General features: G+C 41.5%; 16 protein-coding genes and 2 tRNA genes. All 18 read left to right on the top strand.

The window, feature by feature from the left end; translation table 11 throughout:
* The first annotated feature begins 42 nt into the window (after window positions 1-42).
* The 18 genes from prmC to C233_RS0110545 all read left to right on the top strand — a co-directional run bounded on the left by prmC (window position 43) and on the right by C233_RS0110545 (window position 12419).
* Window positions 43-879, top strand: a complete 837-nt coding sequence (gene prmC / locus C233_RS0110630) for a peptide chain release factor N(5)-glutamine methyltransferase (RefSeq protein WP_018667576.1) — start codon at window positions 43-45, stop codon at window positions 877-879.
* Complete coding sequence (locus tag C233_RS0110625) at window positions 876-1355, top strand: regulatory protein RecX (protein WP_018667575.1); 480 nt, start codon at window positions 876-878, stop codon at window positions 1353-1355. The genes prmC and C233_RS0110625 overlap by 4 nt, the downstream gene beginning before the upstream one ends.
* Window positions 1356-1433: 78 nt before the next feature.
* Window positions 1434-2072 (top strand): orotate phosphoribosyltransferase, encoded by a 639-nt coding sequence (gene pyrE, locus C233_RS0110620; RefSeq protein ID WP_025069024.1) that lies wholly within the window; start codon window positions 1434-1436, stop codon window positions 2070-2072.
* Window positions 2073-2164: 92 nt separating this feature from the next.
* Window positions 2165-2575, top strand: coding sequence for an SRPBCC family protein (locus C233_RS0110615; protein WP_018667573.1), 411 nt, complete (start codon window positions 2165-2167; stop codon window positions 2573-2575).
* Window positions 2576-2594: 19 nt separating this feature from the next.
* Window positions 2595-3935 carry an argininosuccinate lyase gene (argH, locus tag C233_RS0110610; RefSeq protein WP_018667572.1) on the top strand — a complete coding sequence of 447 codons (1341 nt, stop codon included), beginning with the start codon at window positions 2595-2597 and terminating at the stop codon, window positions 3933-3935.
* Between the two features lie 175 nt (window positions 3936-4110).
* Window positions 4111-4183, top strand: a tRNA-Gly gene (locus tag C233_RS0110605).
* Window positions 4184-4198: 15 nt separating this feature from the next.
* Window positions 4199-4283: transfer RNA gene (locus C233_RS0110600), tRNA-Leu, on the top strand.
* 407 nt (window positions 4284-4690) lie between these two features.
* Window positions 4691-5131, top strand: coding sequence for a hypothetical protein (locus C233_RS0110595; RefSeq protein WP_018667571.1), 441 nt, complete (start codon window positions 4691-4693; stop codon window positions 5129-5131).
* A 123-nt stretch (window positions 5132-5254) separates the two neighbouring features.
* Window positions 5255-5800 (top strand): terminase small subunit, encoded by a 546-nt coding sequence (locus C233_RS0110590; protein ID WP_018667570.1) that lies wholly within the window; start codon window positions 5255-5257, stop codon window positions 5798-5800.
* Window positions 5781-6962: a PBSX family phage terminase large subunit gene (locus C233_RS0110585; RefSeq protein ID WP_018667569.1), complete on the top strand. Its 1182-nt coding sequence runs from the start codon at window positions 5781-5783 to the stop codon at window positions 6960-6962. Before C233_RS0110590 ends, C233_RS0110585 begins: the two co-directional genes overlap by 20 nt.
* A gap of 11 nt (window positions 6963-6973) precedes the next feature.
* Entirely contained in the window at window positions 6974-8371 is a 1398-nt protein-coding gene (locus tag C233_RS0110580; RefSeq protein WP_018667568.1) for a phage portal protein, read from the top strand.
* Between the two features lie 116 nt (window positions 8372-8487).
* Complete coding sequence (locus C233_RS0110575; RefSeq protein ID WP_018667567.1) at window positions 8488-9108, top strand: hypothetical protein; 621 nt, start codon at window positions 8488-8490, stop codon at window positions 9106-9108.
* Between the two features lie 11 nt (window positions 9109-9119).
* The gene (locus tag C233_RS0110570; RefSeq protein WP_018667566.1) at window positions 9120-9671 is read left to right on the top strand and encodes a hypothetical protein; all 552 of its coding nucleotides are present in this window, start codon (window positions 9120-9122) and stop codon (window positions 9669-9671) included.
* An 11-nt stretch (window positions 9672-9682) separates the two neighbouring features.
* A complete protein-coding gene (locus C233_RS0110565) occupies window positions 9683-10789 on the top strand; it encodes a major capsid protein (RefSeq protein ID WP_018667565.1) in 1107 nt (368 codons plus the stop codon).
* Window positions 10789-11127 carry a DUF6706 family protein gene (locus C233_RS0110560; RefSeq protein ID WP_018667564.1) on the top strand — a complete coding sequence of 113 codons (339 nt, stop codon included), beginning with the start codon at window positions 10789-10791 and terminating at the stop codon, window positions 11125-11127. The genes C233_RS0110565 and C233_RS0110560 overlap by 1 nt, the downstream gene beginning before the upstream one ends.
* The gene (locus tag C233_RS0110555) at window positions 11121-11447 is read left to right on the top strand and encodes a hypothetical protein (RefSeq protein WP_018667563.1); all 327 of its coding nucleotides are present in this window, start codon (window positions 11121-11123) and stop codon (window positions 11445-11447) included. The genes C233_RS0110560 and C233_RS0110555 overlap by 7 nt, the downstream gene beginning before the upstream one ends.
* Window positions 11444-11833, top strand: a complete 390-nt coding sequence (locus C233_RS0110550) for a hypothetical protein (RefSeq protein WP_018667562.1) — start codon at window positions 11444-11446, stop codon at window positions 11831-11833. The genes C233_RS0110555 and C233_RS0110550 overlap by 4 nt, the downstream gene beginning before the upstream one ends.
* A 7-nt stretch (window positions 11834-11840) precedes the next feature.
* The gene (locus C233_RS0110545; protein ID WP_018667561.1) at window positions 11841-12419 is read left to right on the top strand and encodes a hypothetical protein; all 579 of its coding nucleotides are present in this window, start codon (window positions 11841-11843) and stop codon (window positions 12417-12419) included.
* Window positions 12420-12484: the final 65 nt, after the last annotated feature.

The following is a 12484-nucleotide window of genomic DNA, read 5'->3' as shown; positions in this document are numbered from 1 at the left end:
CTCTTAACTTACACTATTTTTGCAACCCGAATGCCGAATGTTATGAATGTTTCCGCCTCTCATATCCGCCGTGCTTTGCAGGAGAGCTATTCTGCACAGGAAGCTGCCAATCTGTCCCGTATCGTCTGTTGCGAGATGCTGGGGCAGAGTGCGATTGATTATTACCTGGGCAAAGATATAATTTTATCCCCAAAAGAGAGGCAGGATTTGGATAGCATTCTTGCCCGTTTGCGCAATTTCGAGCCGATACAGTATATTCAGGGCATTGCCCGTTTCCTGGAACGCTCTTTCCATGTGGCTCCGGGCGTATTGATTCCCAGACCGGAAACGGAGGAGCTGGTAGAGGCGATGTTGCGGGAGGTTCCTTCCGATGCCCGTATTCTCGACATCGGGACGGGAAGCGGCTGCATTGCCGTTTCTCTTTCCAAGGCACTCCCGGATGCGAGGGTTACGGCTTGGGATATTTCGAGCGATGCGCTCAGCATTGCCCGCCGCAATAATGACGAGTTGCAGGCGTCGGTCGGTTTCGTGCAGCGGGATGTGCTGACGTATGTTCCCGATACCGGTGAGTGTTACGAGGTTATTGTCAGTAATCCGCCGTATGTTACGGAGTCGGAGAAAGAGGCAATGGAACGCAATGTTTTGGATTGGGAACCTTTTTCGGCCTTATTTGTTCCGGATAACGACCCGCTCCTTTTTTATCGGCGCATTGCGGAGCTGGGCAGGACGATGCTCGTGCCCGGAGGCCGGCTGTATTTTGAGATAAACCGTGCTTACGGGGAAGCTACGGCTACGATGCTTTGCGGGCAGGGATATGCCAATCCACGGATTTTAAAAGATATTTCCGGAAACGACCGGATTGTAATCGCAGAACGATGATAGAAATTACAGAAACAGATGCTTTGAACCGCCTGGCGGCTTATTGTTCCGCTGCAGAGCATTGCCGGGCGGAAGTTACGGAGAAACTGCAACGCTGGGGTATCCCTTACGATGCCATAGAGCGTATTATCAATCGCTTGGAGCAGGAGAAATACATCGATGAGGAGCGCTTCTGCCGCGCTTTTATCCATGATAAGTACCGTTTTGCCAAATGGGGCAAGGTGAAAATCGGGCAGGCGCTTCAATTAAAGAAAATCCCCCGGCGGGTTTTCTCTTCGTACCTGAATGAAATCGACGAGGATGAATACCTTGCCGTGCTGAACGATTTGTTGGCGGCGAAGCGCAAGAGTGTCCGTGCCGAAAATGAATTCGAGCTGAACGGCAAATTGGTGCGTTTCGCCCTGAGCAGGGGGTTCGAGATGAAAGATATTCGTCATTGCATTACGCTTTCCGGTGAAAATGACTGTTGGGAGTAAAAATTATCCGTATTCTTTTTTTTATTCTCGTTAGCTTTCTGTATTTTTGCAGCATATTTAATAATAGTTAGTTTAGCTATGAAAACTTTAGAAAGATTGTTTGCAGAGAAGTTGTTGAAGATTAAAGCGATTAAACTACAACCCGCTAATCCCTTTACTTGGGCGTCAGGGTGGAAATCCCCGTTTTACTGTGATAACCGTAAGACCCTTTCATATCCTTCTCTCCGTAATTTCGTAAAATTGGAAATTACGCGTCTGATTCTGGAACGTTTCGGTCAGGTCGATGCGATTGCCGGTGTTGCCACAGGAGCTATTCCCCAGGGAGCATTGGTGGCCGATGCATTGAACCTGCCGTTTGTATATGTACGCTCTACTCCGAAAGACCACGGCTTGGAAAACCTGATTGAAGGCGAGCTTCGTCCGGGTATGAAGGTAGTAGTGGTGGAAGATTTGATTTCTACCGGCGGGAGCAGCCTGAAAGCCGTAGAGGCTATCCGTCGCGACGGATGCGAGGTTATCGGCATGGTTGCCGCTTACACCTATGGATTCCCCATTGCGGAAAAGGCTTTCAAAGACGCTAAGGTTCCTTTGGTGACGTTGACCAATTACGAGGCTGTAATGGAAGTTGCGCTTCGCACGGGATATATCGAGGAAGAGGATATAGCTACGCTGAATGAGTGGCGCAAAGACCCTGCACATTGGGAAGCCGGAAAATAAGACTTATTTTATAATGATAGATTATGACGAAAGAGCCATTCGGATAGATACTGTCCGGATAGTTCTTTTTGTCTTTTAAAGACCATTGGATTATGACTAAATTCGAAAGTGCGGTGAAGGTGATACCTGCTTCGCAAAATGCTGTTTATGAGAAGCTTTCAGACCTTACCAATTTGGATAAGGTGAAAGACCGTTTGCCGCAGGACAAGGTGAAGAATTTGAGTTTCGATGCGGAAACTCTGTCGATAGAAGTACCGCCGGTCGGGAAAATCGTGTTGCAGATTGTAGAGAAAGAACCTTGCAAGTGCATCAAGTTTGCAACGACTGCCTCGCCGCTCCCGTTCAACCTGTGGATACAGATAGCGCCCGTTACGGAAACGGAGTGTAAAATGAAGCTCACCATTGGAATGGAGCTGAATCCGTTTATGAAAACTATGGTGCAGAAACCTTTGCAGGAGGGGTTGGAGAAAATGGCGGAAGCTCTGTCGCTAATCAGTTACTAATCATTAATCGCTAAAAATCATGGCTCAGAAACTTTGGGAAAAATCCGTTCAGGTGAATAAGGATATAGAGCGTTTTACGGTAGGACGCGACCGCGAAATGGACCTTTATCTGGCAAAGCATGATGTGCTGGGGTCTATGGCGCATATCACGATGCTGGAAAGTATCGGCCTGCTGACGAAAGAAGAGCTGTCCCTGCTGCTTGCAGAGCTGAAAAACATCTATGCTGCTGCCGGGAAAGGGGAGTTCGTGATAGAGGAAGGGGTAGAAGATGTCCACTCTCAGGTAGAGCTTATGCTGACCCGTAAATTGGGCGATGTGGGGAAGAAAATCCATAGCGGCCGTTCACGTAACGACCAGGTGCTGCTGGATTTGAAGCTCTTTACCCGTACGCAGATAAAGGAGATAGCCGAGGCCGTGGAACAGCTTTTTCATGTGCTTATCATGCAGAGCGAGCGTTATAAAAACGTGCTGATGCCGGGTTATACCCATTTGCAGATAGCAATGCCGTCGTCTTTCGGGCTGTGGTTCGGGGCTTATGCCGAGAGCCTGGTGGATGATATGCTGTTCTTGCAGGCTGCTTTCAAGATGTGCAACCGTAATCCGCTGGGGTCTGCCGCCGGATACGGTTCTTCTTTCCCGTTGAACCGTACGATGACTACCCGGTTGCTGGGTTTCGATTCGCTGAATTATAATGTGGTGTATGCCCAAATGGGGCGTGGGAAAATGGAGCGTAACGTAGCTTTTGCCCTGGCAAGTATCGCAGGTACTATTTCCAAGCTTGCGTTCGATGCTTGTATGTTCAACAGCCAGAACTTCGGATTCGTGAAGTTACCCGATGAGTGCACTACCGGTTCCAGCATCATGCCGCATAAGAAAAATCCGGATGTGTTCGAGCTGACACGTGCCAAATGCAATAAGCTGCAATCGTTGCCTCAGCAAATAATGATGATAGCTAACAACCTGCCTTCCGGCTATTTCCGCGATTTGCAGATTATCAAGGAGGTGTTCCTGCCTGCTTTCCAGGAATTGAAGGATTGCCTGCAGATGACGACTTACATCATGAATGAAATCAAGGTGAACGAACATATTCTCGACGATGACAAATATCTGTTTATCTTTAGTGTGGAAGAGGTGAACCGCCTGGCACGCGAAGGCATGCCGTTCCGTGATGCTTATAAGAAGGTGGGTATGGACATCGAAGCCGGTAAGTTCTCTCATAGCAAGGAGGTGCATCATACGCACGAGGGTAGTATCGGTAACTTATGCAATGACGAAATTACCGCTTTGATGCAGAAAGTCGTAGAAGGTTTTAATTTCGAGACAATGGAGCAGGCCGAAAAAGCATTGCTCAACCGGTAATCGCAGTCGGTTAACTTCTTGCGATGTACGATGTTAACTTCTTGTATTGATGATGTTAACTTATCGATACCGCTCCGGTTAACATCGTACGTCCCATTTAGTTAACTTTTTTCCAGTGAAAAGTTTGGCTGTAACGGGGAAACTATTTATCTTTGCAACCGTTCTCCGAAAACCTGCGGAAATAGCTCAGTTGGTAGAGCATAACCTTGCCAAGGTTAGGGTCGCGAGTTCGAGTCTCGTTTTCCGCTCTCCTTCTTAAGGATGCTCGAATGGTGGAATGGTAGACACGAAGGACTTAAAATCCTTTGGCCAGTAATGGCTGTGCGGGTTCAAGTCCCGCTTCGAGTACTCAGATAAACGCTAATCTCTTTGTTATAAGATGATTAGCGTTTTTGTTTTTATGTTACTTGCACAACATTTGCACAACTTGTTTTGTGTTTTTCGTTTCTCTTTCAAAGATTAGACTTGCAGAAGGTAAATTTTGTCTATTATGAATATTTAACAATACATTGTTTATATATAGCTGTTGGCACTAATTTTGTATGGAACATTACCCTCTAATTATATTTAATCACTTTATATTCAGTCTTGTATGCAAGGCTAATTCTTCTTTGTCGAATTAATATATTAATCAGCTTGTTAATTAATATATTAACTAATGTGTTGATAATCAGTAAAATACTTCTTGTTTATATATATTTTTTCCTATTAATATGCTATTTTTGTTACGCTTCACTGCCTAACACCTTATTATTATGTATCTGACAAAGGAATTTTCTTCTATTGCTGAGATAAAGAATATACGCGAGCAGAAGTCAAGACTCTCGGAAAGAGAGGCTGAATTGGTAAAACCTCGATTGACGAATCTTGAGCTTATACCGGCTATATATGATATGTTTAAAGAGGTATTGTGCGTAATAGGTTTACCGTCTCGTGGAAGAATAATTCAAAGAAAAGAGTTCTTGTTTATTGTCCTCTTTTTGTTTGTTCCGAGTGTATTAGCAGGTGGGCGTATCCCCAATGGTGTACGAAAGGCTCTTGAAAATGTATTTCCAAAAGTAAGGCCTTGTACAATCTCAAACAATATAGCGGATGTGGCTTTCCTGTATCAGCAATACAAGTATTTCAGAAGCGATGTTGATATTATCTATAATGAGATACTGAACCGGCTAAAAGAGGGTGATGTTCTTGGATAATTCTGGGCATTTTCGGACAAATAACGAACCTTTCCTTAATTGTTTGTTATCGGTAACTTGATTATTCCTTGATTCCTTATACTATGATTTATCTTTGAAGCAAATGAATATAGGAATTATAGGATGAACCTCTCAATCAAGCAAGAAAAATTTTGCAATTATTACGTTGAAAGTGGAAATGCTTCTGACGCTTATCGTCGTGCTTATTCATGTAAGGGTAAATCTGATAATACGATTTGGGTAGAATCATCCAGGTTGGCTAATAACCCTAAGGTAGCCCTAAGGATAAGTGAATTGCGCTCTGAAATGCAACGCCGGTCAGATATTACAAAAGATGAAGCAGTAGGCATTCTGGCAGATATTGCGAGGGCGAATATTGTTGATGCTCTTGAAATCAAGTCTAATGAGATGTTTACTACCATAGTGGTAAGGGATGTAGCTACTTTGCCTATTAGTGTTCAAAGAGCCATCCTTTCTGTGAAAAGTACAGATAAGGGCTATGAACTAAAACTATATAACAAGATTGATGCAATAGAGAAGTTGTCGAAATTGTTGGGTTGGGATACATATGAACAGAAAGATATTGCAGAGAAAAGCAAACATGATTCTATAACAATTCAGATAATAGATAGAAGGGAGGATATTGTTGATGCTGATACAGACAACTAAGATATATGCAACAGTTGATAGCGCGATAAGGGCAGGATATAAAGTAGTTTCTGCACAAGGAAGTTCAAGAAGTTCCAAAACCTATAATATACTGATATATCTTTTAATATATATACTCCAACATCCTAAGACCTCTCTTTCCATTGTACGTAAAACGTTGCCCTCGCTAAAGGGGTCAGTATTCCGCGACTTTAAGGAGATAATGCAGGATAAATTCCAGATGTGGGATAATCGTTGTATGAACAAATCTGATATGGTATACACGTTTCCTAATGGTTCTTTTTGTGAATTCTTCTCAACTGATGATGAACAGAAGATACGGGGAAGAAAACGTAATATCTTGTATTGTAACGAAGGCAATGAAATCTCCTTTCTCGAATGGCAACAATTGGTGATGCGTACCACTGGCTTTTCAGTTATAGATTATAATCCTTCTTTCTCCGATGAACATTGGTTATGTGAATTGAATAAAGATTCACGGACTTTTCATTTCATCTCTACTTATAAAGACAATCCTTTTTTGGAGCAAACTATTATAGATGAGATAGAATCTCTCCAATATAAGAACAAGGTATTATGGACTGTGTACGGTTTGGGATTGCAAGCTATGGCGGAGGGGCTTGTGTTCCCAGACTTTGAAATTGTAGATGAATTTCCTACTTATGCCAAACATGTTGCGGCTGGGTTGGATTTTGGATACAGTTCCGACCCTACGGCAGTGGTAAGATGCGGTATAGTAGACAATTGTATGTATCTTGACGAATTGTGCTATCAAACCCATATGTTGACAAGCGAGATAATACGTGTGTTAAAACCGTTAGGGTTATTTGTATATGCAGATAGTGCAGACCCAAGGCTTATTCAGGAAATATCCAATGCCGGTATTGTGATTTATCCAGCAGACAAATATAAAGGTTCAGTTATGGGAGGTCTATTTAAGATGATGGAATATAAGCTTTGCGTGACTAAACGTTCTGTTAATCTCATTAAGGAACTGAAAAATTATGTATATGAACAAAATAAGGACGGTAAATTCATAAATGCACCTATTGATGCCTATAACCATTTGATTGACGCTGCCCGTTACTGGACGATTGGCAAGATAATGGGGAAAGTTCTGGTTCCCAAGCAGTATGATAAAGAAGATTTAGGACTATATTAAAAAATGATGGTATGAATTTCATAGAAGCAATATTTAACACCCTTCGCAATAAGGCTTTGAACGCCTTGGGCGTTGAACGTGACTTGATGCAACTTATTCAGGATAGAGATATTAGCCGGATACAATCTATGATGCAAAATCATGATTCATATGTGGCTGAGGCTATCAAGGAATATAATCCGGTAACCCATGATGTAATGAATCGTCCTGATAAACCGAGAAAAAACAAGGAACCTTATAAAGTTGAGAAACTTCCCCGGAGTAGACAGAGATATATTAATGAAGTGGAATTGTTTTTCCTTCTGGGAAATCCAATCAAATGGAAATCGGGTTCTGGTATAGAAAATAAAGATGAGGCCTTTGAAGCATATATACAATTTTTGAAAGACACCAGGTTTAATACAACAATGCGTCAGGCTAAGAGGCTGGCAGGAGCGGAAACAGAAAGCGCCAAATTGTATCATATCTATAATGATGGCGGAAAGCCGGCTGTAAAGGTGCTTGTTATATCCAAATCAAAAGGTTATACCTTGAGGCCGTTGTTCGACCAATATGAAAATATGGTGGCTTTTGGCTATGGATATTTCTTAAAAGAAGGGGATAGGACGATAGAACACTTTGATTTACAAACTCCAAACTTTATATTTCGCTGTAAACGAGCTAATATTGGTTGGGATGTAACCCCTGTTGAAAATCCTACAGGAAAAATCAATGTGATTTATTATTCCCAAGATAAAGCATGGGCAGGTACTGAAAGAAGGTGTAACCGGGAAGAAATGGTTGATTCTAAGGCCGCTGATACCAACAACTATTTTGCTGACCCTAAAATAAAGGCTACTACAGATGTTATTAGTTCTTTGGCCGACCCTGATACAGTAGGTCAGGTTATTCAGTTGACAAATAAAGAAACAAGCCAGATTGATTATATGGCTCCGCCTGAATATTCTTCCATGAAAGAAAGCGAAAAGCAGGATTTGAATTCTTCGATTCTCTTTGATTCGTTTACTCCCGATTTTTCTTTTGAGAACATGAAAGGGTTGGGTACTTTATCAGGAGAAGCGTTGAAACGTGCTATGATATTGGGATTTATCAAGAGGGATAATTTAAAGGAAATATATGACATATTGGTTGACAGAGAAAAAAATCTCATTCTCGCCATTATGATGAATGTCACCCATATTCAACTTAGGGAAAAATTAGCAAAACTACGTATAGAACACGAATTTGCAGAACCATTCAATGAAGATGTACAGGAAAAATGGGCGGCAATTGGGAAAGCCTATCAAGATGGAATTATATCGCTTGAACAGGCTGTTAGAATGCTTGCTCTTACTGATACTCCCCAGGAAGAAATTGAACGAATAATGTCTCAGGAGAAAGGACTTGAACAAGAAAAAAGGGAGAAATAAACTCCCTTTTGCAGGTAAAAAACAAACCTTTTGCCAATTGTTCGTTTTAGACTCTCTATAAATTTCCCCTATCATTTGCTAATCAATACTTTTATGCTGGATTTAAAAAACTAAGTATGAAAGAGAAAATATTTAATCAGCTTAAACAGGATTTTTCGAAACTGGGTCTGTCTGATGAAGTTCTTCAATCAGTAGCATCCTCGCTTGATGCTACGGGATTGATAACTGATGATAATCTTGTAACTGTTGTTAAGGGACAAGAAGGTATGCTGAAATCTTACCAGAGCAATTTTGATAGGCTGCGCACGGAAAGCGCTGCCTACAGAAAAGAACTGGAAGAATTGAAAGCAAAAGGCGGTGGGGGCGGTCAACAGCAACCAGCAAATGAAGAACCAGAGTGGTTTATAAGGTACAAGCAGGAGCAAGAGGAGAAAATTCAAAGTCTCATAACTGAAAACCAATCTGCAAAAGCAGAACAGGCTCGTACAATAAGAAACAATCTGATTCTTTCAAAAGCAAAAGAACTCAAAATCTCAAAGGAAAGAATAGATGAAGGATTTGCAATCTCTGATGATATGGATGAGGCGGCGATTGAAAACTATCTTTCCAAGGTTAGACAAAATGAGGTCGCAAAAGGCTTGGAGGATAAAGGTTCGGCATTCTCCTTGTCTACGCCTGAGAATCAGGGCATCGAACTGGCAAAACAATGGGCAGAAAATTTGCCGGACGCTAATTAAATTTTAAAATTATGGGTGTAGTATTTGGAAAAGTACAAATTGAGGGAAACTTTCCGGTTTTTTGGAGAGGAGAGTGTGGTGTTCTCCCTGGAGACTTCAAGCTAACTACTGATTTACCGGAGGGGACTATTGTCAAGAAAGGAACCCCTCTTAAGCTTGATTTTGCAAAAATGGAATGTAAAATCTGTAAAGCGGTTGAGGTTATTAGTGGAGGGACTACAACTAACCCCCGCATTAAGAAAGGAAGTTTTGCTGTAAAATCCGAAACGGTAGGTGGGCAAAGCATAAATTCTATTGATTCAAGTAACGCGGATTATGATGTGTTGACCTTAGCCGCTGCTGCTGATACGGCTGTCGCTGGGGCTATTCTTGGTATTGGTGAGGATTTGCCGGACGCTGTTGTTGAGACAGATTTTGTTTTCACTAAAAATATGTCCTTCCAAACTGTATCCGCAGGATATGAGGTATTAATCTTGAAAGATGTGGCTTATCCTATTCCAGGGGATTGGTTGGTAGGATATAGTATGAAAAATAACCCGTCTATCAAGTATATTAGACAATAAGGAGGTAAGTTATGGCAGGATTATTTTATAGTTCTATTTTTGGCGAACTTACGAAACAGGTACAAGTTCGTATAGACGCGGCATCGGAGTTGCGTAAAAGATTGTTCGACCAAAACATTTATGAGAAATATTTGGATTGGGACACGCCTACGATTGGGCTAAACTTTGAAGAGCTGATTGGGCAGTACAATTTAAGCGTGGCTGCCGCCACTTTAGACTCTAAGGGTAAAGAGCCTATTATGGGGACGGATGGTTTGGAAACATTGAAGCAAAAGGTGCTGACTCATCAGATGAGTTATTCTATGCCGATTGAGGAATATCGGAAAGTGCTCCAAATACTCGATTCCCGTATGCTTACTGATAATCAGAAAACACAACAGCTTATCAATCTGATGTGGGGTAATGTAAGTAAGGTTGTAGGGTCTGTGCAGGCCAAACTTGATATTATCTTCTTAGGGGCTTTATCCAATAAAGGTATTTTCACCTTTGATGGGAAGAATAACCCGGAAGGTGGTGTTCGTGGTAATATAGACCACAAAATGCCCGCAGAAAATATAGCATCGGTAACATTGGATTGGACTGATGGGAATCAAAACAATGTAGACTGTTTTGAGGACATTCAAATGGTACTGGATGCTTCTCAGGATAAGGTAACACTTGAGAAAATTCTTCTCTCGCCGAAACGTTTGTCGTATATTCTTAGAAATAAGAAGATGAAGCAGGTCGTTTTTGGTACGGATAAATCATCTACCCCGCTATTGTTGTCGAACATGAATGAATTTATGCGCCAAAATGGTTTTCCGGTGTTCGAAATTATTAGGCGAACGACCCGAATTCAAAACAATGGAAAACTGACTGATTATTCTCCTTGGAATGACAAGAATTTAGTGTTTGTTCCGGCTGGCAAGTTAGGGGTTATCAAAAATGCTTATGCTGACAATGAACTAAGACAAGAACCCGGTGTGACCTATTCCAATTATGGAAGAATTAGGATTTCTCAGTGGGGCAAAGGTGAAACAGACAATTCCAATGGGGTTGAGTTCACGAAGGCGCAGTCGTTGTCACTACCTATCATTACGGAAATTAATGGTATCTATTCATTGACAGTAGAGCAATAATGACAATTGCAGACTACATAAAGCAGAGATTTTCCTACATCGGCGAAATGTCCGATGTAGGGGCTTCTGACTTTGCATTAGACTTTGGGTTTAGCGCAGATAAGGAAGCTTCTACTGATGATAAAAGGTCTATCGGAGTATTGATTGATAGCTTTATTGAGAAAAACATTCTCCATCCCACGTCGGTAAACGAGAATGGATTTTCTGCATCGTGGAGTGCTGATTCAATTAAGTCTCATATTAAACTTCTGCTGAAAAAATATGGCATTGACTTGAATGAGGAAACTGCTTCAATTGTTGGTCTGAGTGTGGTTAAAGATGTATCTGATATATGGTAATGTACTTTTCTCCTCACATATTGCAAGTCTTAGTAGAACAAGAACCTGAGTATGATTCTGACGGACAGATTATTGTAAAACCGGAGGAGAATATGTGGAAAACCATAGGTGCTTGCCGGTGTGACGATGACGGTACTCAGGAATTAAAGTCAGATAATGGAGAAATGTATATGTCGCATTGCCATATAGTTTATGAGGGTGGAGGCATTAAAGACGGCATGCGTATCCGTTGTATGAACGATGAAGTGATAAAAGCTGAGGGTATAGCAAGAAATCCCAAAACATGTAATTACTTTAATTATTCGGAGATTTGGATATGATTACATCATCAGATGCCGGCACTATCGTTTACAATGATTGTAAAGTCTTTGGCCTTCCGCTATATCGTGACTGGTCTTTCCCTAAAAAGAAAGTAGATACGGAGCGGATTGTAGTTCTCGCCAAACGTCAGACACCGGACACCTATTGGAACAGAGGGTTTATTGAAGTTAATTTCTGCGTCCCAGATTATAAGCAGAATGCAAATTTGAAAAGGCTTGGCGAACTTGAAGAATTAGCTGTTGAAACGTTGAATGATGCAGTTGGGCATTATAAAGATTCATGGTATCAGTATTCTGTTGAAAGTCATGGGGTCGAGGAAGATGTAGAGTTGAATTGTCATTTTGTTAATGTGAAATTATTATTTGAAGTGTTAAACGTAAATTGAGAAGATTATGAAACCATTTATTGGAATTAAAAAAATATGGTACGGCGATGTGTTCACAGAAGCTGTAACTAAAACCTCATTGAAGACATGGCTTGGTACGGCCACAGAAGTGAAAAACTCACATCAGGATACTTGGCAGTACACAGAGGACGACCCTACCTACACCGATTATATCAATGAGCTTTCGGGTAATATCTATTACCGTGATGTAACCCAGAAGGGGGCAAAAACTATTGCGTTCACAATGGGAGAATATACATTTGATGACAAGATTGATTTGCAAGGTGGTGATAAGGTTGATACGGATGCGGGTTGGTCGGCATCAGACACTCCGGGAATTGTGAATAAGGGCATTGTAGGACAGACAAAAACAGGCAATTATGTAGTCTTTACAAATGCAGCGGTTATTGCCAAGGGAACAATGGCCGAAAAAAATATAGGCTTGGGTGTTACTGCTGTCGCTATGGAGAATCCGAGTGAGGGCGTTAAAAGCGATTATTTATTTGATGGCGAAAAGGTCGATGCTGCGCTTAAAATGTCTGCGGATGCTTCTGGCATTTCTTCCAAGAGTAAGCCTACTATTTAGCCAGGAATAGTTTTCAGGATAAGGGGGTGTAATCATTTTATACACCCCTATTTATTTAATTAATT

The organism is Bacteroides gallinarum DSM 18171 = JCM 13658, from assembly GCF_000374365.1.
Taxonomy (GTDB): Bacteria; Bacteroidota; Bacteroidia; order Bacteroidales; family Bacteroidaceae; genus Bacteroides; species Bacteroides gallinarum.
The sequence above is the reverse complement of the archived record's forward strand: the minus strand, read 5'-3'. Positions and strand labels throughout refer to the sequence as shown.

Excerpts from the sequence above, each read along its gene's own strand:
- prmC (WP_018667576.1), top strand. The coding sequence starts at position 43 with ATGAATGTTTCCGCCTCTCATATCCGCCGTGCTTTGCAGGAGAGCTAT.
- C233_RS0110625 (WP_018667575.1), top strand. The coding sequence starts at position 876 with ATGATAGAAATTACAGAAACAGATGCTTTGAACCGCCTGGCGGCTTAT.
- pyrE (WP_025069024.1), top strand. The coding sequence starts at position 1,434 with ATGAAAACTTTAGAAAGATTGTTTGCAGAGAAGTTGTTGAAGATTAAA.
- C233_RS0110615 (WP_018667573.1), top strand. The coding sequence starts at position 2,165 with ATGACTAAATTCGAAAGTGCGGTGAAGGTGATACCTGCTTCGCAAAAT.
- argH (WP_018667572.1), top strand. The coding sequence starts at position 2,595 with ATGGCTCAGAAACTTTGGGAAAAATCCGTTCAGGTGAATAAGGATATA.
- C233_RS0110595 (WP_018667571.1), top strand. The coding sequence starts at position 4,691 with ATGTATCTGACAAAGGAATTTTCTTCTATTGCTGAGATAAAGAATATA.
- C233_RS0110590 (WP_018667570.1), top strand. The coding sequence starts at position 5,255 with ATGAACCTCTCAATCAAGCAAGAAAAATTTTGCAATTATTACGTTGAA.
- C233_RS0110585 (WP_018667569.1), top strand. The coding sequence starts at position 5,781 with ATGCTGATACAGACAACTAAGATATATGCAACAGTTGATAGCGCGATA.
- C233_RS0110580 (WP_018667568.1), top strand. The coding sequence starts at position 6,974 with ATGAATTTCATAGAAGCAATATTTAACACCCTTCGCAATAAGGCTTTG.
- C233_RS0110575 (WP_018667567.1), top strand. The coding sequence starts at position 8,488 with ATGAAAGAGAAAATATTTAATCAGCTTAAACAGGATTTTTCGAAACTG.
- C233_RS0110570 (WP_018667566.1), top strand. The coding sequence starts at position 9,120 with ATGGGTGTAGTATTTGGAAAAGTACAAATTGAGGGAAACTTTCCGGTT.
- C233_RS0110565 (WP_018667565.1), top strand. The coding sequence starts at position 9,683 with ATGGCAGGATTATTTTATAGTTCTATTTTTGGCGAACTTACGAAACAG.
- C233_RS0110560 (WP_018667564.1), top strand. The coding sequence starts at position 10,789 with ATGACAATTGCAGACTACATAAAGCAGAGATTTTCCTACATCGGCGAA.
- C233_RS0110555 (WP_018667563.1), top strand. The coding sequence starts at position 11,121 with ATGGTAATGTACTTTTCTCCTCACATATTGCAAGTCTTAGTAGAACAA.
- C233_RS0110550 (WP_018667562.1), top strand. The coding sequence starts at position 11,444 with ATGATTACATCATCAGATGCCGGCACTATCGTTTACAATGATTGTAAA.
- C233_RS0110545 (WP_018667561.1), top strand. The coding sequence starts at position 11,841 with ATGAAACCATTTATTGGAATTAAAAAAATATGGTACGGCGATGTGTTC.